This is a genomic window from Roseobacter fucihabitans (assembly GCF_014337925.2).
Lineage (GTDB): Bacteria > Pseudomonadota > Alphaproteobacteria > Rhodobacterales > Rhodobacteraceae > Roseobacter > Roseobacter fucihabitans.
Genome location: NZ_CP143423.1, coordinates 1,705,866 through 1,725,520 on the forward strand (window position 1 = coordinate 1,705,866; position 19,655 = coordinate 1,725,520).

General features: G+C 58.7%; 19 protein-coding genes. 17 read left to right on the plus strand and 2 right to left on the minus strand.

Annotated features, from left to right (window positions below):
• The first annotated feature begins 56 nt into the window (after window positions 1-56).
• The 7 genes from ROLI_RS08340 (at window position 57) to ROLI_RS08370 (ending at window position 6,483) form a co-directional block, all read left to right on the plus strand.
• Window positions 57-842, plus strand: coding sequence for an ABC transporter ATP-binding protein (locus ROLI_RS08340; RefSeq protein ID WP_262386400.1), 786 nt, complete (start codon window positions 57-59; stop codon window positions 840-842).
• Window positions 839-1,696, plus strand: coding sequence for an ABC transporter permease (locus ROLI_RS08345; RefSeq protein WP_187428853.1), 858 nt, complete (start codon window positions 839-841; stop codon window positions 1,694-1,696). The genes ROLI_RS08340 and ROLI_RS08345 overlap by 4 nt, the downstream gene beginning before the upstream one ends.
• Window positions 1,696-2,958: a cytosine deaminase gene (locus tag ROLI_RS08350; protein ID WP_187428852.1), complete on the plus strand. Its 1,263-nt coding sequence runs from the start codon at window positions 1,696-1,698 to the stop codon at window positions 2,956-2,958. The genes ROLI_RS08345 and ROLI_RS08350 overlap by 1 nt, the downstream gene beginning before the upstream one ends.
• On the plus strand, window positions 2,955-4,355 hold the full coding sequence (locus ROLI_RS08355; RefSeq protein ID WP_187428851.1) for an FAD-binding oxidoreductase: 1,401 nt from the start codon (window positions 2,955-2,957) through the stop codon (window positions 4,353-4,355). Before ROLI_RS08350 ends, ROLI_RS08355 begins: the two co-directional genes overlap by 4 nt.
• A gap of 3 nt (window positions 4,356-4,358) precedes the next feature.
• A complete protein-coding gene (locus ROLI_RS08360; protein ID WP_187428850.1) occupies window positions 4,359-4,940 on the plus strand; it encodes an NAD(P)H-dependent oxidoreductase in 582 nt (193 codons plus the stop codon).
• Window positions 4,941-5,570 carry an NAD(P)H-dependent oxidoreductase gene (locus ROLI_RS08365; protein WP_187428849.1) on the plus strand — a complete coding sequence of 210 codons (630 nt, stop codon included), beginning with the start codon at window positions 4,941-4,943 and terminating at the stop codon, window positions 5,568-5,570. It abuts the gene before it with no gap.
• A 139-nt stretch (window positions 5,571-5,709) separates the two neighbouring features.
• Window positions 5,710-6,483 carry a creatininase family protein gene (locus ROLI_RS08370; protein WP_187428848.1) on the plus strand — a complete coding sequence of 258 codons (774 nt, stop codon included), beginning with the start codon at window positions 5,710-5,712 and terminating at the stop codon, window positions 6,481-6,483.
• A 12-nt stretch (window positions 6,484-6,495) separates the two neighbouring features.
• Here ROLI_RS08370 and ROLI_RS08375 read toward each other — a convergent pair whose 3' ends face one another.
• Window positions 6,496-7,257, minus strand: coding sequence for a DeoR/GlpR family DNA-binding transcription regulator (locus ROLI_RS08375; RefSeq protein ID WP_187428847.1), 762 nt, complete (start codon window positions 7,255-7,257; stop codon window positions 6,496-6,498).
• A gap of 294 nt (window positions 7,258-7,551) precedes the next feature.
• Here ROLI_RS08375 and glpD point away from each other — a divergent pair, with 294 nt between their 5' ends.
• From glpD to ROLI_RS08425, 10 genes are all read left to right on the plus strand, one after another.
• Window positions 7,552-9,156 carry a glycerol-3-phosphate dehydrogenase gene (gene glpD, locus ROLI_RS08380; RefSeq protein ID WP_187428846.1) on the plus strand — a complete coding sequence of 535 codons (1,605 nt, stop codon included), beginning with the start codon at window positions 7,552-7,554 and terminating at the stop codon, window positions 9,154-9,156.
• A 13-nt stretch (window positions 9,157-9,169) separates the two neighbouring features.
• Window positions 9,170-10,258: an ABC transporter ATP-binding protein gene (locus tag ROLI_RS08385; RefSeq protein WP_187428845.1), complete on the plus strand. Its 1,089-nt coding sequence runs from the start codon at window positions 9,170-9,172 to the stop codon at window positions 10,256-10,258.
• Window positions 10,258-11,343, plus strand: a complete 1,086-nt coding sequence (locus ROLI_RS08390; protein WP_187428844.1) for an ABC transporter ATP-binding protein — start codon at window positions 10,258-10,260, stop codon at window positions 11,341-11,343. Before ROLI_RS08385 ends, ROLI_RS08390 begins: the two co-directional genes overlap by 1 nt.
• A complete protein-coding gene (locus ROLI_RS08395) occupies window positions 11,343-12,218 on the plus strand; it encodes a carbohydrate ABC transporter permease (protein WP_187428843.1) in 876 nt (291 codons plus the stop codon). Before ROLI_RS08390 ends, ROLI_RS08395 begins: the two co-directional genes overlap by 1 nt.
• Window positions 12,215-13,096 carry a carbohydrate ABC transporter permease gene (locus ROLI_RS08400; RefSeq protein WP_262386399.1) on the plus strand — a complete coding sequence of 294 codons (882 nt, stop codon included), beginning with the start codon at window positions 12,215-12,217 and terminating at the stop codon, window positions 13,094-13,096. The genes ROLI_RS08395 and ROLI_RS08400 overlap by 4 nt, the downstream gene beginning before the upstream one ends.
• Window positions 13,096-13,503 carry a hypothetical protein gene (locus ROLI_RS08405; RefSeq protein ID WP_187428842.1) on the plus strand — a complete coding sequence of 136 codons (408 nt, stop codon included), beginning with the start codon at window positions 13,096-13,098 and terminating at the stop codon, window positions 13,501-13,503. Before ROLI_RS08400 ends, ROLI_RS08405 begins: the two co-directional genes overlap by 1 nt.
• 15 nt (window positions 13,504-13,518) lie before the next feature.
• Entirely contained in the window at window positions 13,519-13,791 is a 273-nt protein-coding gene (locus tag ROLI_RS08410) for a DUF2160 domain-containing protein (RefSeq protein WP_187428841.1), read from the plus strand.
• Between the two features lie 76 nt (window positions 13,792-13,867).
• Entirely contained in the window at window positions 13,868-15,589 is a 1,722-nt protein-coding gene (locus tag ROLI_RS08415) for an ABC transporter substrate-binding protein (protein ID WP_187428840.1), read from the plus strand.
• Between the two features lie 143 nt (window positions 15,590-15,732).
• Window positions 15,733-17,220, plus strand: coding sequence for a glycerol kinase GlpK (glpK, locus tag ROLI_RS08420; RefSeq protein WP_187428839.1), 1,488 nt, complete (start codon window positions 15,733-15,735; stop codon window positions 17,218-17,220).
• Between the two features lie 5 nt (window positions 17,221-17,225).
• Window positions 17,226-18,368 carry an iron-containing alcohol dehydrogenase gene (locus ROLI_RS08425; protein ID WP_187428917.1) on the plus strand — a complete coding sequence of 381 codons (1,143 nt, stop codon included), beginning with the start codon at window positions 17,226-17,228 and terminating at the stop codon, window positions 18,366-18,368.
• A 4-nt stretch (window positions 18,369-18,372) separates the two neighbouring features.
• Here ROLI_RS08425 and ROLI_RS08430 read toward each other — a convergent pair whose 3' ends face one another.
• Window positions 18,373-19,572 (minus strand): ROK family transcriptional regulator, encoded by a 1,200-nt coding sequence (locus tag ROLI_RS08430; RefSeq protein ID WP_187428916.1) that lies wholly within the window; start codon window positions 19,570-19,572, stop codon window positions 18,373-18,375.
• Window positions 19,573-19,655: the final 83 nt, after the last annotated feature.

A 19,655-nucleotide genomic window follows, 5' to 3' on the forward strand; every position in this document is an offset into this window, starting at 1 on the left:
AACCAAAGATCCGCATGCGGGCCGCCTGGCCTGCGTGACCCAGGGGCGGGATAGTCATGACTGAACCGATAACGTCACTGCACCAGCGGCCTGAATTGTTGCGCATGGAGCAGATCGACAAGACGTTTAACGGCGATGTCATAGCGCTCAGGGGTATGAGCCTGCAGGTGCGGGAGGGGGATTTCATCTCGCTTCTGGGGCCGTCAGGATGTGGTAAATCGACTGCGCTGCGGTTGATAAGTGATCTTATCCACCCCACTGCCGGGCGCATTTCATGGTATGGCGGACATGACACGGGCGACCTTGGTGTGGTGTTTCAGGAGCCGACGCTTATGCCCTGGGCAACCGTGGCCCAAAACGTCTGGCTGCCGTTCCGTTTGCGTGGCAAGCCTTATAGCGCGGTCAAGGATGACGTGCTGGAGGCGCTCAAACTGGTCGGGTTGGAGGCGTTTCAGAACAGTTACCCGCGCGAATTGTCGGGGGGGATGAAAATGCGCGTCTCCATCGCGCGGGCCATGGTCACGCGGCCCCGGCTGATTTTGATGGATGAACCCTTTGCCGCGCTGGATGAAATCACCCGGTTCAAACTGAACAATGATCTGCTGAAGCTGAAAGCGGCGATTGGATGCACGGTGGTCTTCGTGACCCATTCGGTTTTTGAATCTGTGTTCCTGTCGGATCGCATCATTGTCATGGCCGCACGCCCGGGGCGGGTCATCTGTGAGCTGGAGGTAGACGCACCCTATCCGCGCGATCAGGATTTCCGAACATCGCCGGAATATGCAGCCTATACCCGGCGCACCACCGACGCGCTGCATCAGGCGATGGGGGAGGCGGCATGAGCATTGCCGATCCCACCAGCGCGCCTGTGCCGGTCGATGCCGAGGAAACCGCCCGCCTCAAGCGCAGACGGTTTGAGAAATTCGGCAAATGGGTTTTGCCCGTGCTGGTGCTGGGGGTGATGTTGATTGCCTGGGACCGTACGGTGGTGTGGAACGAGATACCGCATTACATATTGCCCGGACCGGGGTTGGTGTTTGAAACCTTGATCAAGGATTGGGCGCTTTTGTTCGAGGCGCTTCTGGTCACCTTGCAGATCACCCTGATGGCGCTGGCCGTTGCGGTGGTGGGCGGTGTGGGGTTGGCCGTGCTTTTTACGCAATCGCGTCTGGTTGAGATGAGTTTCTACCCCTACGCGGTGATCCTGCAAGTCACGCCGATTGTGGCCATTGCGCCGCTGATCTTCATCTACGTCGACAGCCGCATCGCGGGGTTATTGCTCTGCGCATGGTTGGTCGCATTCTTTCCGGTGCTCAGCAACACGACCCTGGGTCTGAACTCAGCCGATCACAATCTGCGCGATCTGTTCCGGATCTATGGCGCGTCGCGCTGGCAGACGTTGCGGTTCTTGCAATTGCCCTCGGCGCTGCCGTATTTCCTTGGTGGGTTGCGCATCGCGGGCGGCTTGTCCTTGATTGGCGCGGTGGTGGCGGAATATGTTGCGGGGACGGGCGGGCTCAAATCCGGGCTGGCGTTTCGCATATTGGAGGCGGGATACCGGCTCAACATCCCGCGCATGTTCGCGGCCCTCATATTGATCGCGGTGGCGGGGGTCGTCATTTTTGCGGGCCTTAGTTTCCTGAGCCATATGCTGTTGCGCAAATGGCATGAAAGCGCATTGAAACGGGATCATTGATGGATTTTGCCAAACTGCCAGCGGGGCCTTTGACCCTGCAAAACCTGACCGTTGCGGACTGCCTCGTAGGCGGTTCGGGGGATTTGACGCGCATGGATTTACACCTGCGGGAGGGCAAGATCACCGACCAACCCGGACAGGTGGTCGACATGAAAGGCGCGATGGTCTTTCCCGCCTTCATCGACATGCACACCCATCTGGACAAGGGGCATATCTGGCCGCGTGCTGGCAATCCAGACGGCAGTTTTGCGGGGGCGCTTGCGACCGTCGGGGCGGACAGGCAAGCCAATTGGAGCGCAAAGGACCTGCGCACGCGGATGGATTTCGCGCTGCGCTGCGCCTATGCGCATGGCACCCGCGCGATCCGTACCCATCTCGATAGTATCCCGCCCCAGGACGATATTTCATGGGACGTCTTCAAAGAAATGCGCGCGCAGTGGAAGGGGCGGATCGACTTGCAAGCGGCCTGCCTTCTGGGTTGTGATCAGGTCTCGCGCGATGGTCCATTTGTGCATACCGCCGATCTGGTGGCGCAGGCGGGCGGCGTTTTGGGTATGGTGGCCTATCCGGTGGCCGACATCAAAGACCGCGTCCGTGCTTTCTTCGAACTCGCCGCCGCGCGGGGGCTGGAGGCGGATTTCCACGTCGATGAAACGCTTGATCCGACATCTGAGACGCTGCGCGTGGTGGCGCAAACGGTGCTGGATATGGGGTTTGACGCACCCGTGACTGTGGGGCATTTATGCTCACTGTCAACGCAGGATGCAGGCCGCGCGGCAGATACGATGGATCTGGTGGCGCGCGCCGGGTTGAATGTGGTGTCATTGCCCATGTGCAACCTTTATCTTCAGGACCGCCGCCACGGTACGCCCCGGTCGCGGGGCATCACGCTGGTGCATGAGATGAAAGCGCGCGGGATCAATCTGTGTTTCGCCTCCGATAATACGCGCGATCCGTTTTATGCCTACGGCGATCTGGATATGATCGAAGTCATGCGCGAGGCCACGCGCATCGGGCATCTGGATCATTCGGGCCACGACTGGGCGCATGCTTTTCTGACCAATCCGGCGGCGGCCTGCGGGTTTGAGGCACCCGGTCTGGTGCCCGGCGCGCCTGCCGATCTGGTCATATGTCGTGCGCGCAGCTGGACCGAGCTTTTCGCGCGCCCGCAAGCCGATCGCATTGTGTTGCGCGCCGGGGTCCAGATCGACCGCACCCTGCCGGATTACGCCGAACTTGACCATTTGATGAGGACATCATGACGCCAAATATTGCCGCCGCCAAAGCCGCCCTGTCACATCTGGATATCGAAGAAAACACCGCGGCGATCAAATCCAAGAGCCGCGATTTCTTTTGGTACTCCCCGGTGCTCAAGGCGCGCCTTGACGGTGTGGTCGCCGATTTCGTGGTCAGCCCGCGCAACGAGGGGGAGGTGATCGAGGTGCTCAAAACCTGCTACGCGCATGACGTGCCGGTCACCACGCGCGGGGCGGGGACGGGCAATTACGGTCAGGCGATGCCGCTGGCGGGCGGCTGCGTCATGCACCTGCGCCATATGTCGGCGGTGCGCGATATCCAGCCGGGGCGCGTGATCGTCGAGCCGGGGTGCCTGCTCAAGGACCTTGATGCGGCTTGCAAGGACCATTCGGGTCAGGAAATCCGCATGTTTTCCTCGACCTGGGCCACGGCGACCATCGGCGGGTTCATTGCCGGGGGCTCGGGCGGTGTCGGCTCCTGCACCTGGGGCTCGCTGCGCGATCTGGGCAACATCATCCGCCTGCGGGTCGTGACGATGGAAGAAGAGCCGCGCGTCCTGGAGTTTCAGGGCGAAGAACTGGCACGGGTCAGCCATGCCTATGGCACCAATGGGATCATCACCGAAATCGAAATGCCGCTGGCCCCGGCCTATGAGTGGATTGAGATGTTCGTGGCCACGGATGATTTCATGGATGCCGCGCGTTTTGCCGAAGAACTCGCCAATGAGGATGGTATCCTGATCAAGCTGGCCACGGTCTTTGAGGCCCCCATCGCCAAGGATTATTTCCAACGCGTCGCCCCCCATGTGGAAAGCGGCACAAACCTGATCGGGTTGATGGTGGCACCCCATTCCATGGACGGGTTCGCCACATTTCTGGGCCGCCGTCCCGGCGCGCGGCTGATCTATCGCAGTGACGCTTCGGATTGGGACCGTGGTCCGGGCATGGTGTTTGAATATGGCTGGAACCACACAACCCTGCGCGCGCTTAAGGTCGATCCGTCGATTACCTATCTGCAAGTGCGCTATGGGTTTCCTCAACATCTGCCGCTGATTGAACAGATGCGCGAGGCCTTGAGCCCGGAAGTCCTGCAACATCTAGAAGTGCTCAAAGAGGGCGGTAAGGTCATGTTCGCGGGCCTTAGTCTGGTGAAATTCACCTCGGAGGCGCGGCTCGATGAAATCGTGAAAATCCACGAGGAGGCTGGCGCTATGGTCTTCAACCCCCATCGCTACACGCTGGAGGAGGGGGGGCGGCAAACCGTCGATGATCGCCAGCTGGCGTTCAAGCGCGAGGCCGATCCCAAGGGGTTGCTCAACCCTGGCAAGATGATCGCCTGGGATGATCCGGATTGGGCGTTTGATGAGATGTATGCCTATCCGAAAATCCGCGCGGCGGAGTGAGACATGACACGTGCGCTGGTCCTATTTGCCCATCCCTGTGCTGAGAGTTTCTCAGCGGCTTTGCATGGGTGTGTCACGGATCGTTTGGCGGCGTGCGGCTGGGAGGTCGATGATTGCGATCTGAACGCTGAAGGTTTTGCGCCTGTTTTGACGGCTGAAGAACGGCGCGGGTATCACGAGGAGGGTTCAAACGCGGGCCCTGTTGCCGATTATGTCGCACGTTTGCGGGCGGCGGATGCGCTGGTGATGGTTTTCCCGGTGTGGAATTTTGGCTATCCCGCCATCCTCAAGGGATTTCTGGACCGGGTATTCCTGCCCGGCGTTTCGTTCAAATTAGAGGGCGGCCAGGTGGTCCCGAACCTGCGCAATATCCGCAAACTGGCCGCCGTGACGACCTATGGCGGGACGCGCCTGCGGGCTTTGATGGCCGGTGACCCGCCGCGCAAATCCGTGACCCGCGCGGTCTGGCACGTCTGCCGCCCCGACAAAACGCGATATCTGGCGCTTTATGACATGAACCGGGCCACGCATGAGCATCGCACAGCCTTCCTTACGCGTGTGGGTGCGGAAATGGAGGCATTCTGAATGCGGGCGCTCGTTGTCTATTGCCATCCAAAGGAGACCAGTTTCACCGCCGCCGTGCGCGATCAGGTGGTGTCAAAACTTGCGCAGGCCGGTGCGGAAGTTCGGGTTCAGGACCTGTATCAAGACGGGTTTAACGCAGTCATGTCCGCGACAGAATTTGACCGTTACGAAGACACCCCGCGAAACCGTGCGCCGGTGGCAAAGGCAACGGAAGATGTCCTGTGGTGTGATACGCTGATTTTTATCTATCCAACCTGGTGGTACGGGATGCCGGCCATGCTCAAGGGCTGGATGGACCGCGTTTTGTTACCCGATGTGGCGTTCTTGATGCCGGATGGAGACAGCGACAACATTCGTCCGGGCTTGACGCAAATCACCGGGTTGGGCGTGTTCACCACCTGCGGGGCGAGTTGGGGTTTGACCCAATTGATCGGATCACCGGGCAAACGCATCATTCTGCGCGGGATCAGGTCGATCTGCGCGCGCAGCTGCAAAACGGTATTTGCCGCGCATTACCTGATGGACAGCTCAACCGATGCCTCCCGCCGCGCGCATCTGGCACGGGTCGGGCTCAAAATGGAAAAATTCCTGCGCAGAACGCGTGATCGACCCAGAGCGGTGCGTGCATGATCCATATGTACGATTGGCACCGCACCGAAGGGCCGCAGTTAGAAATGCCCCGGCGTTCTGGCAGTTTCGGGGCGTGCGGAAATCGAGCTGGGCGGTTGCTTGGCTCTGAACGATCAGAATGGAGCGAGGGTTTAATATCATGAGCGTCAAATGCGACTGGGCCGATTTTCGAGCCCCTGATTTCGAGGCGATTGATCCGATGAAGACAATCGCGATCCTGCCAACGGCGGCGATTGAACAGCACGGGCCACATTTGCCCGTGGGCACCGATACCCTGATTGCGCAGGGGATGCTGGCGCGACTGCGCAGGGAGGCACCGGATGATTTGGATCTGCGTATCCTGCCGGTGCAAGCCGTTGGCAAATCGAACGAACACTTGTGGGCAGCGGGTACTTTGAGCCTGTCTGCGGCGACGGCGCTGTCGGTCTGGACGGAAATTGGCCTCTCTGTCGCCCGTGCCGGTATCCGCAAAATTGCGATCGTAAATTCGCATGGCGGAAATTTGGACTTGGTGTCGATCCTGTCACGCGAGCTGCGTGTGCAGGCCAATATGCTAGCGGTCAAATGCCAATGGGGCGCGTTTGGCACACCGGCTGGGCTCTTTTCCGAGCAGGAAAATACATTTGGCATCCATGGCGGGGATGTGGAGACGTCGCTCATGCTGCATTTGCGTCCGCAGACGGTGGACATGAGCAAGGCAAAGGATTTTCGCTCCACAGCTGAAACCAGCGCAATTTCCCCGATTGGCGCGATTTCATATGGGTGGATCGCCAGCGATCTGAATGCGGAAGGGACAGTTGGCGAAGCTCATCTGGCGACAGCCCAGAAAGGCGCGGCGACGGCGGCTCATCAGGTTGCGGGGTTCATAGATCTGCTGCGCAAGATCGAAGCCACGGGCTTGCCGCGCGCCTGACCGACAGCACGCTCAGCAAGCGACAACCACCCCGGTGCCCCATTCCGCGCAGCGTTTGGCCAGACCGGGCGAAAATGCCTGATCTGTGAAAACTGTGGTGAGATCGCGCATGGAGGCGATGCGGGCCGGGGCGGTGCGGGCGAATTTTGAGCCATCAGCGACGAGAAAGCACTTGCGGGACTGGTGGATGATCGACTGGCTGACACCGACTTCCTGGATATCAAAATCCAGCAGGTCACCGTCCTGATCCAATGCAGAACATCCGATGACCGCGACATCGAATTTGAACTGACGTATCGTATCCGTGGTGATTTTTCCCACGAGGCCGCTGTCGGACCGACGCAATGCCCCCCCCGTGACAATGATTTCACACTCGGGGTTTTCGACCAGAATACTGGCGATATTCATGTTGTTCGTGACCACCATCAGGTCGCGGTGGCGCAGTAATTCGCGCGCGACGGCCTCCGTGCTGGTGCCGATGTTCATGAAAATCGAACAGCCTTCCGGGATTTGCGCCGCGCAGGCCTGTGCGATCGCGAGTTTGGCGGGCTGGTTCAGGTTGCGCCGTTCTTCATATTCGATATTCGTGGTACCGGAGGGTAAAATCGCCCCTCCGTGTACACGTTCGAGTTTGTTCGCTTCTGCCAGTTCGGTGAGATCCCGGCGAATGGTTTGCAGCGTGACACCAAAGTGATCCGCAAGCGCCTCAACGGTCACTTTGCCTTCGCGTTGCGCGATTTTCAGGATGTCCGGATGACGGAACGTTTGCGACATGGATGTTCTCCTGCCAAAGAGATAAGCGTAAAGCGATTGTATTTCCAACATATTTTTCAAAGTGCTTTCAAGGCAGTGAGGAACGAGTGGAAAACCACGACCGTTTTTCGGTCACGAACCCTTAGAGGCTCAAACGATATGTGCCCTCATTTAACGGTGGATCCTGTAGCGTGCTTCAGGTGCCAAATCGGACAATGAATCCAAAACGAACAAAAACGAATAAAAACGCTTGATTGCGCAAACGCACTGCGTTAACCATCGCAAAGTTAATGCACGTATGGATTGGGGGATCTGGTGTCGCAGGCGAATTCATCACCAAAGACATATGACCTCTTTGTTGTTGGTGGCGGCATCAATGGATGCGGCATCGCACGCGACGCGGCGGGCAGGGGCATGAGTGTGGCGCTGGCGGAGATGAACGATCTCGCTTCGGCAACCTCATCGGCCTCCACCAAGCTTTTCCATGGCGGCCTGCGGTATCTGGAATATTTCGAGATCAACCTGGTACGCCATGCGCTGGCCGAACGCGAGGTGCTCCTGAGCGCCATGCCGCATATCAGTTGGCCGATGCGCTTTGTGTTGCCCTACCACAAGGATATGCGCTTTGAGGGTGATACGCCGACGTCGCGAATCCTCAATGTGATCATGCCCTGGATGAAGGGGCGTCGCCCGGCCTGGCTGATCCGCTTTGGGTTGCTGCTTTATGATAACCTGGGAGGGCGCAAGATCCTGCCGGCCACGAAAACGCTGGCCCTAAAGGGTAGCGTGGAGGGCGCGCCTCTCGAGGGTCGTTTCGAGAAGGCCTATGAGTATTCTGACTGCTGGATCGAGGACTCCCGGCTGGTGGTTCTGAATGCGCGCGATGCCGAGGCGCGCGGCGCGGATATCATGGTGCGCACAAAGGTCACAAGCGCGGCGCGTGTCGAGGATCACTGGGAGATTACCGTCGAGGATACGCAGGGCGGTGGCGTTAAATCGATCAAAGCCCGGATGTTGATCAACGCGGGTGGCCCTTGGGTGGGCGACATCATCCAGCAAAAGGTGCGGATCAATTCAACCGAGGGCGTGCGTCTGGTGCGCGGCAGCCATATCGTCACCAAACGGCTTTATGATCACGATAAATGCTATTTCTTTCAAGGCACGGACGGGCGGATCATCTTTGCCATTCCCTATGAAACGGATTTCACGCTGATCGGTACTACGGACGCCGAACACCATGATCCCAGCGTCAAACCCGAATGCACGGCGGAAGAGCAAGCCTATCTGATCAATTTCATCAATCAATACCTCAAGAAGGATATCGGCCCGGATGATGTGGTCTGGACCTACTCGGGGGTGCGCCCGCTTTATGATGATGGCGCAAGCAGCGCGACGGCGGCGACGCGGGATTACACCTTGAAGGTCGATGACACGGGCGGCGCGCCGATCCTGAATGTCTTTGGCGGCAAGATCACGACCTATCGCAAGCTGGCTGAGGATGCGATGGACAAGATCGTGCCGTTTTTTCCGGGCACCTCGGGGCATTGGACCGCTGGGGTTGCCTTGCCCGGCGGCGATTTCGCCGTGGATGGGTTTGACGGGCTGGTCACGCGCTTGCGCGGCGACTTCCCGTTCCTGAGCGCGTTCTGGGGCCGGCGTCTTGTGCGTGCCTATGGGACCGAGGCCTGGGACGTTCTTGCGGGTGCCACGGATGAGGCCGATCTGGGCCAGTCCTTTGGGGCGAGCTTGAGTGCGCGTGAGGTGCTCTGGCTGATAAACAATGAATACGCCCGCACCGCCGAGGACATCGTCTGGCGGCGTAACAAGCTTGGGCTGAGACTGAAGACAGAAGAAATTGCCGCCTTGGATGAGTTTATGAGCACACAACCGGGTGCGCAGGACAGCAAGGCCGCAGAATGAAGAGGGGGCGGACATGACCTTGATTTTGGAAGGGGTGTCCAAAACCGTTGGCGGGGAAACCCATATTTATCCAACGGACTTGGAACTGCAAAAGGGTACGATGAACGTGCTTTTGGGGCCTACGTCGTCGGGCAAAACATCCCTGATGCGCCTGATGGCGGGGCTGGATGTGCCGGCGACCGGTCGCGTGATCTGGCAAGGGCAGGACGTCACGGGCATGCGGGTGCAGGATCGCAAGGTCGCGATGGTCTATCAGCAATTCATCAATTACCCGTCCATGAGTGTTTATGATAACATCGCCTCGCCGATGCGGCTTTTGCGCCAGTCGCGCGCCGAGATTGATAAACGCGTGCGCGACACGGCCGATCTGATGAAATTGACGCCGATGCTGGATCGCAAACCGCTGGAATTGTCTGGTGGGCAACAACAACGCTGCGCGCTGGCGCGTGCTTTGGTCAAGAACGCCGGGTTGGTCTTGCTGGATGAACCGCTGGCCAACCTTGATTACAAGCTGCGCGAGGAATTGCGCGCGGAAATCCCGAAAATTTTCGAGGAATCCGGATCGATTTTTGTTTATGCGACGACGGAGCCCGAAGAGGCGCTGTTGCTCGGCGGGAATACGGCAGCGCTCTGGCAGGGCAATGTCACGCAATTCGGGCTGACGCCATCCGTCTACCGCAAGCCGATCAATGCGACGACGGCGCGGGTGTTTTCCGATCCGCCGATGAATTTCCTCAAGATCATCAAGAAGGACGGCGCGCTGTCCTTTGGTGAGGGGCAGGCGATCCCGGCCCCGTCCGGTTCGCAAAACCTGCCTGATGGGGCCTATATCGCCGGGTTCCGTCCCAACCATCTGGAACTCTCACCCCATGCCGCAGGCGCGATGGCGTTCAACACCAAGCTGAGCGTCACGGAGATCACCGGTTCAGAGACGTTTGTGCATCTTGAGCATCATGGCGAGCGGTGGGTCGGGTTGGTGCATGGTGTTCAAAGCCTGCAACCCGGTCAGGATCTGGAGGTCTTTCTGGACCCTGCGCATGTTTATATTTTCGGGCAGGACGGCAATCTGGTCGCCGCAGCCCCCTATGCAGAGGCCGCATAATGGCAAAGATCACGCTTGATAACCTGGCGCATTCTTATCTGGCCAAACCGACGTCCGAGGATGATTTCGCGCTCAAGGAGCTCAATCACGACTGGGTCGATGGCGAGGCCTATGCGCTGCTCGGTGCCTCGGGCTGCGGTAAATCCACCTTGCTCAACATCATCTCGGGGCTGTTGCACCCCAGTCAGGGGCGCATCCTGTTCAATGACCGCGATGTGACGCATGCGCCTACCGCCGAGCGCAACATCGCGCAGGTGTTCCAGTTCCCGGTCGTCTACGACACGATGAGCGTGCATGATAATCTGGCCTTTCCGCTGCGCAATCGCGGGGCTGATCCGACCTATGTGGCCGGGCGGGTGAACCAGATCGCCAAGATGATCGGTATGGAAGCCGAATTGAACCATAAGGCGCGCGGGCTGACCGCAGATGCCAAGCAGAAGATTTCTCTGGGCCGTGGCATGGTGCGCGAGGACGTGAACGCCTTGCTCTTTGACGAGCCGCTCACCGTAATCGACCCACATATGAAGTGGGAGTTGCGCACGCAGCTAAAATCCCTGCACCATGAATTTGGCCACACCATGATCTATGTGACGCATGACCAGACCGAGGCGCTGACCTTCGCGGATAAGGTGGTGGTCATGTATGACGGGCGCGTGGTGCAGATCGGCACGCCGCAGGAATTATTCGAGCGCCCCGCGCATACTTTCGTGGGCTATTTCATCGGCTCGCCGGGGATGAACCTGTTTGATGCGGAAATTGACGGGGCGGCGGCGCGTATTGCGGGTGTCACCGTGCCGTTGGGGGCCGGATACGCGCCCGCCAAGGGTAAATTGCAAGTCGGTGTTCGGCCTGAATTCATCAAGCTGAGCGGGGCGGCGGATGGAGTCCCCGCGCGGGTGAAACGTGTTGAGGATGTCGGGCGTCACAAGATCGTGCGCCTTGATGTCGAGGGGCGCGAAATCAGCGCTATCGTGGGGGAAGGCTCTGCGATTTCGGATGGGACACAGAACATCACTTTTGATCCCGATGGCATCAACGTCTACGCCGACGACTGGCGCATTGCACCGGAAGGGGAGGCCGCCTGATGAACAAGACAGTCAATCAAAAAGCGTGGTTTCTGGTATTGCCGGTGCTCGTCTTGGTCGCGTTTTCTGCCGTAATTCCGCTGATGACGGTGGTGAATTATTCGGTGCAGGATACATTCGGGAACAACGTGTTTTTCTGGGCAGGGCTCGAGTGGTTCGAGATCATGCTGGCCGAAGAGCGCATGTGGAATGCGCTTTGGCGGCAATTGATGTTCTCGGGCATCATTCTGGCCATCGAAATTCCGTTGGGAATATTCGTGGCGCTCAACATGCCCAAATCCGGCTTCTGGGCGTCGCTCTGTTTGGTGCTGATGTCCTTGCCCTTGTTGATCCCGTGGAACGTGGTCGGCACCATCTGGCAGATCTTTGGGCGCGTGGATATTGGCCTTCTGGGCTACACGCTTGATAAGATGGGCATTTCCTACAATTATACGCAGGATATATTTGCCGCCTGGGTCACGGTCATCGTGATGGATGTCTGGCACTGGACCTCGCTGGTGGCGCTTCTGGCCTATGCCGGTTTGCAATCCATCCCGGACGCCTATTACCAAGCCGCCAAGATCGATCAGGCCAGCCGCTGGGCCGTGTTCCGCTATATCGAGCTGCCCAAGATGGCGGGCGTGTTGATGATCGCGATCCTGTTGCGCTTCATGGACAGTTTCATGATCTATACCGAACCGTTTGTGGTCACCGGTGGGGGCCCTGGCAATGCGACGACCTTCCTGTCGATTGATCTGGTGAAAATGGCGCTGGGGCAGTTTGACCTTGGACCGGCGGCGGCCTTCTCGCTGATGTATTTCCTGGTCATCCTCGCGATTTCATGGGTGTTTTACACCGTCATGACCAACCTTGATAAACGGGATGGCATCAAATGACCGACACAACCGTTCAAACCGTAATCCCCGGCGATCTGGCCCCGAGCGAGGTGAAACCCGCGCGCCGCAAGCGGCCTAAGATCAACGGGTCCGCCGTCGTCATGGGGCTTTATCTGCTGTTCCTGTTGCTGCCGATCTACTGGCTGCTGAACATGAGCCTGAAGACGAATACCGAAATTCTTGGCTCCTTTTCGCTCTTCCCGCGTGATCTGACGCTGGCGAATTACGTCAAGATTCTGACGGATGAGAGCTGGTATATCGGCTATATCAACTCGCTGATTTATGTTGTGATGAATACGGTGATCAGCCTCGCCGTCGCGCTGCCCGCCGCCTATGCCTTCTCGCGCTATTCCTTCATGGGCGACAAGCATCTGTTTTTCTGGTTGTTGACCAACCGGATGGCTCCGCCTGCGGTTTTCGCGCTGCCGTTCTTTCAATTATACTCCTCTGTGGGGCTGTTTGACACGCATATCGCGGTGGCACTGGCGCATTGCCTGTTCAACGTGCCACTGGCGGTCTGGATATTGGAGGGCTTCATGCGCGGCGTCCCGAAAGAGATCGACGAGACGGCCTATCTAGACGGCTACTCCTTCCCGCGCTTCTTTGTGCAGATCTTCACGCCGCTGATCGCGTCTGGGATCGGTGTCGCCGCCTTCTTCTGCTTCATGTTCTCATGGGTGGAACTGCTCTTGAGCCGGACGCTGACCACAGTGGACGCCAAACCCATCGCTGCGATCATGACCCGGACCCAAGGGGCCGCAGGCATCGACTGGGGGGTGCTGGCGGCAGCCGGCATGTTGACCATCGTGCCGGGTGCGCTGGTAATTTATTTCGTGCGCAACTATATCGCTAAGGGCTTTGCCCTGGGGAGGGTGTGATGGCGTGCGACACTCTTTCTGATAGTGAAGCGATGATCGCGAAGATTGTAGCGTTTCTCGCGGAAAAAGGGGTCCGCCTGACAGATGTGAGCGCTGTGGAACTTGGTTATCCGCGTGAACAAGGTGCCGATACACTATTCGAAAATGCAATCGAGTGGTTGATCAGCGAAAACATAATCCGCCAACGCGCTCTTCACCGCACGCAGGGTGGCAAACTGCATGAGACCGTTGCCAAGTCTTGTGTTTTGACATCCCATGGCTTTGCCTTGTTGGCAGTCCCATTTGATAAGAATTTATCATTGGGCGCAGCGGTTAGACAAACGGCTGAGGAAGGCTCCGGATTTTCTAATGCCGGAAGCTTTTTTGGTGGACTTCTTGGCAGTTTCACCAAATCAGTAGCAAACTAAGAAGGGGATGAACTAATGGCCTGGATGGCATGGACCGTACCGACGGCGCTCTTTTTCGCTGTGATCGCAAGCCTGTTGATCATCTTCACAATTCTCGCCATCAAATATCCCGAGACGCCCCGCACGGGCATCTTGCGGATCGAAACAACGCGGGGGGATCGTTTGTTCATCACCCTGCTGGGCTCAGCCTTTATCAATCTGATCTGGCTGGGTCTTGAGGTCGCACCACAGCCCTATGCGCTGCTGGCGTGTCTGGTCTATGCCGTAGCGGTGTTCCGCTGGGTATGAGACAAGAAGAATGGGGCGTCCGAACCATCGGGGGCCTCAAATAAAAACAGTTCAATAATGTCTTGGGAGGACTCACATGAACTTTTCACTAAAATCAACCACAGCCATGGGTGCGCTGGTCGCGTCTCTGGCAATGCCGGCCTGGGCCGACATGGAGGCGGCGAATGCGTTTCTCGATAACGAGATCGCGGGTCTTTCCGTGCTCGACCGCGCCGCTCAGGAAGCGGAGATGCAATTCTTTGTTGATGCCGCGGCACCGTTTGCGGGCATGGACATCAAGGTTGTGTCGGAAACGATCACGACCCATGAGTATGAATCTCAGGTCCTCGCACCGGCCTTCACCGCCATCACCGGGATCAAGGTTACGCATGATTTGATCGGCGAAGGCGACGTTGTTGAAAAGCTGCAAACACAAATGCAGTCGGGCGAAAACATCTATGACGCCTATGTCAATGACTCTGATCTGATCGGCACGCATTGGCGTTACAAGCAGGTGCGTAACCTGACCGACTGGATGGCGGGCGAGGGTGCCGATGTGACGCTGCCGACGCTTGATATGGAAGACTTCATTGGTCTGTCTTTCACCACTGGCCCGGATGGCAAAGTCTACCAGATGCCAACGCAGCAGTTCGCGAACCTTTATTGGTTCCGTTATGATTGGTTCAACGACGCACAGAACAAAGCCGATTTCCAAGAGAAATACGGCTATGAACTGGGCGTTCCGGTGAACTGGTCGGCTTACGAGGACATCGCGGAATTCTTCACCGGTCGCGATCTGTCGCGCATGGGCGTTGATGGCGACGTCTTTGGCAACATGGATTACGGCAAGAAAGATCCGTCCTTGGGCTGGCGTTATACGGACGCGTGGATGTCCATGGCAGGCATGGGCGACGTCGGTGAGCCAAACGGTCTTCCCGTGGACGAATGGGGCATCCGGGTGAATGAGAATTCACAACCCACCGGTTCCTGTGTGGCCCGTGGTGGTGCGACGAACTCGCCCGCCGCTGTTTATGCCGTGACCAAGGCCATTGAGTGGCTGCAAAAATACTCGCCACCCGCCGCGGCAGGTATGACATTCGGCGAAGCGGGGCCAATCCCGGCACAAGGCAACGTGGCCCAGCAGATGTTCTGGTACACGGCGTTTACGGCCGCGACGGTTCTGCCTGATCTGCCCGTGATGAACGAAGATGGCACGCCCAAATGGCGCATGGCCCCTTCGCCGCATGGTGTCTACTGGAAAGAGGGCCAAAAGATCGGCTACCAGGATGCCGGCAGCTGGACACTGATGGAATCCACACCCGTTGACCGTGCCAAGGCCGCGTGGCTTTATGCACAGTTCGTGGTGTCCAAAACGGTCGATCTGAAGAAATCCGACGTGGGTCTGACGTTCATTCGCGAATCCACAATCGATGCGGAGCACTTCACCGAGCGCGCACCACGCCTTGGCGGTCTGGTAGAATTCTACCGCTCACCAGCGCGCGTTGCATGGTCGCCAACCGGCACCAACGTTCCGGATTATCCAAAGCTGGCACAGCTGTGGTGGCAGAACATCGGCGATGCAATGTCCGGTGCAAAGACCCCACAAGAAGCGCTTGATGCGCTGTGTTCCGATCAGGAGCGTGTGCTTGAGCGTCTTGAGCGTGCGGGTGTTCAGGGTGATCTGGGTCCGGTCCTGAACGAGGAAATGAGTGCAGAGCACTGGTTTGCTCAGCCGGGCGCGCCTTTCCCCAAGCTTGAGAACGAAGACGAAGAGCCACAGACCGTCAGCTATGACGAGCTGATCAAATCCTGGCAGTAAGTCTTTTGTTTTTAGCCGGGGCGCTTGGTTGCGCCCCGGCCGTTTTTTGACATCGCCGTCATCCTCGGGCTTGTCCCGGGGATCTTCAGCCACACAGATCCTCGGGACAAGCCCGAGGATGACGCACGCAGAAAGGGGACGCCATGACCCATATTCTCGCCATTGATCAGGGAACCACATCGTCCCGCGCCATCGTCTTTGACGGCGACATGAAGATCAAAGCCAGCGCGCAGGAAGAGTTCCCGCAGCATTTCCCCGATAGCGGTTGGGTCGAGCATGATCCGGGTGATTTATGGTCCACTACCGCGGGCACCTGCCGCGCAGCGATTGAAAAGGCCGGACTGGGGCCGGATGACATCGCTGCCATCGGCATCACCAATCAGCGCGAAACCGTGGTTGTTTGGGATAAAGAAACAGGCCAGCCGATTTATAACGCCATTGTTTGGCAGGATCGCCGTACGGCAGAGTATTGCCGCGAATTGCGCGACGCTGGTCATGATAAGATGATCACGGCCAAGACCGGGTTGCTGGCCGATCCCTATTTTTCCGGCACCAAACTCAAATGGATCCTTGATCATGTGGACGGTGCTCGGGAGCAGGCCAAAAATGGCGAATTGCTGTTTGGGACGGTGGATTGCTTCCTGATCTGGAAACTCACCGGCGGCGCGGCCCATGTGACAGATGCCACCAATGCCGCGCGCACCTCGCTTTATGACATTCACAAGGGCCGCTGGAGCACGTCGATCTGCGCGCTATTCGACATCCCGATGCAGATGCTGCCCGAGGTCAAAGACTGCGCCGCTGATTTCGGCATGACGCGCTCGGACCTCTTTGGCCGTCCGATCCCGATTTTGGGCGTGGCGGGGGATCAGCAGGCCGCCACCATTGGCCAGGCCTGTTTTGAGCCGGGCATGTTGAAATCTACTTATGGGACGGGGTGTTTTGCACTGTTGAACACGGGCGAAACGGCTGTGACCTCCAACAATCGATTGCTGACAACAATCGCTTATCAATTTGACGGCACGCCGACCTATGCGCTTGAAGGGTCCATTTTTGTGGCAGGGGCCGTGGTGCAATGGCTGCGCGACGGGCTCAAAATCATCCGCGCGGCGTCCGAAACCCAACCCCTGGCCGAACAGGCGGACCCCAATCAGAACGTCGTTCTGGTGCCGGCCTTTGTGGGCCTCGGTGCGCCCTATTGGAACGCGGAATGTCGCGGGGCGGTTTTCGGGCTGACCCGGAATTCGGGACCCGAGGAATATGCCAAGGCCGCCCTTGAAAGTGTGGGCTATCAGACCCGCGATCTTCTGGAGGCGATGCAGGCGGATTGGCAGGGTACGGGCGCAAAAGCAACGCTGCGGGTGGATGGCGGCATGTCCGCTTCCGATTGGGCGATGCAGTTCTTATCCGACATCATCGGCGCGCCGGTGGATCGACCGGAAGTGCTCGAAACCACGGCTTTGGGGGCCGCATGGCTCGCCGGGCAACGTGCGGGACTTTACCCTGATATGAAAGGTTTCGCGCAAAGCTGGGCGCTGGAGCAGAAATTCAGCCCCCAAATGGAGGACGGCGCGCGCAGCCGCAAATACGCCGCGTGGAAGCGGGCGGTGGCCGCGACCATGAGCTTTTGACGCTGATGGGGTTTGATTTCCTGTCGCCCGGCCGGATCGCGTTCGGGCGGGGAGCGCGCGCGCAAACAGCACAACAGACACGTGCATTCGGCCAAAACGTGATGCTCCTGCGCGGCAGTTCTGTGGCTTGGGTCGATACGCTTGAAAGGGACCTTCGGGACCGGGGCTGTGTCGTCTCCACCGTTTTGAGCAGCGGCGAACCGAGTGTGGCAGAGGTGCAAAACGCCGTACAAAAGGGGCGCAACGCCGGGATCGAGGTGGTGCTTGCCGTCGGTGGGGGGGCCGTGATTGATCTGGGCAAAGCGGTGGCTGCTTTAATGCCGGCCCCCGGCGATATCATGGATCACCTTGAGGGTGTTGGCGCGGGCAAACCGCTGGTGGTGGACCCAGTGCCCTTGATCGCGTTGCCCACGACCTCAGGCACGGGGGCCGAAGTCACCAAAAACGCTGTGATCACCGTGCCCGACGCGGGGCGAAAAGTCAGCCTGCGCGATGATCGCATGCTGGCCAGGCTTGCCATCATCGACCCCGCGCTGACCGATCAAATGGCGCGTGGCCAGACGCTTGCCTCGGGTCTCGACGCGTTGACGCAGGTCATCGAGCCTTATCTCTCCAGCCGTGCGAACCCTCTGACGGACGCGATTTGCCGCTCGGCAATTCCGCAAGGTGTCACGGCTTTGGCGCAATTGGCCCAAGGCGAAGATCCGACGGCGCGCGACCAGATGGCTTTTGTCAGCCTGTCCGGCGGGCTGGCGCTTGCGAACGCGGGACTGGGGGCGGTGCATGGTCTTGCGGGCGTTCTTGGCGGGCGGTTGGGCGCGCCGCATGGTCTGATATGTGGGCGCTTGTTGGGTCCGATCCTGGCCGCAAATGCCGCCAAAATGCGCGAAATGGATGCCGATCTGGCGCGGTTTGATGAGGTGGCACGCTGGTTGGGGCAGGGGTTTGACCGGGAGGCGGACGTGGTTTTTGACGCGCTTCCGGCGATTTTGGACAGCTGGCAGGTGCCGCGTCTGGACCAATGGGTGCGCGGGGATGTCGATCTGGAGGCCATCGCCCTTGAGGCGGCCTCGGCCTCCTCGATGAAATCCAACCCCTGCGGATTAAGTGTTCCAGCGCTGGTGCATGCCATGCAACGGGCGCTCTGAGGGATCAGATCGAGGACAGCCCCGCGTTGGTGTTCAGGAAGAACTGAGAGAATATCGGCCCGCTTGCGGCCCCGATGGCACGGGCGTTGAACCCGATCACGCCCTGTTCGATGCGCGGCACCAGCACCCCGCGCGTGTCCTGTGTGACCAGATAGCGGCGCACCCGTTCAACCAGATCAGAGCGTACCGCATCGGGAAACGCACCGTCGATCAGGATCGCTTCGAAATCGATGACGGAACAAATCGACAGGGCTGCTTTGGCAAGTTCCTGGGCGGTTTCACCGATCCAGGGGTCGACATAACGGCTCAGCGCGTCCCAATTCTGTGGAATTTGCCACAACTGTTTGGGATCAAGTCCGGCCTCCACCAGACGCCCCTCCAACAGGTGCAAAGAGGCGACATCGATCAATTGGCGGCTTTCGCCCAGAGGCCCCGTACTGCGCAGCGATCCTAATGCGCCCGCATTGCCCTGGTTGCCCTCGAAAACCGTGTGGTTGAGCACCACACCGCCCCCGACGAAAGAGCCGATATAGAAATAGGCGTAATCGCGGTATTCCTTGCCTAATCCATAAAGATGTTCTGCGCGGCAGGCCGCCGTGGCATCATTGCACACAAAGATCGGCAGTTCGGTGAATTTTGCCACCTCTTGCGCGAAACGGATGTTGCGCCAGGCGCTGAAATCATCCGCCTCCGGACCCGACAGGTCGTGCCATTTCCACAGCTCGAAGGGCGAGGCCACGCCGATGCCGCAAATTCTGGCCCGCTGCGCGTCACTCAAAGGACGCATCAGATGGTCCATGCCATCCTCGAGAAACCCGAAAACGGTTTCGGGCTGCGGGTAGGGGTAGGCGAGGTGCAGCTGCTCGATGACATCGCCCCTGAAATTGAGCAGCAATAGCTCCGCACTGCGTCGCCCGATCTTGAGGCCAAGCGCCAACACGCCTTCGCCCGATAAATCCATCGGCACCGAGGGCTTGCCCACCTTGCCCCGTTGCGGGTCACCCCGCGCCAACAGCCCGTCCTTTTCAAGTTTACGAAGGATCACGGAGACGGTTTGCGGTGACAGACCCGCCCTGCGCGCAAGGTCGCTGCCGGGCATCGGACCATGGCGCATGAACATCGACAGCAACAGGCGTTCGTTATAGTTGCGCACGCCGCGTTGATTCACGCCGCTGCTCAATCCCTTGACCTTGCTGCCGTCCATAAGGTCGCCCATGCTCGTTTTTACCTCATGAATATCAGCCTGTCTAATTAATAAATCAAGTTTATTTATTTATTGACAGAGGG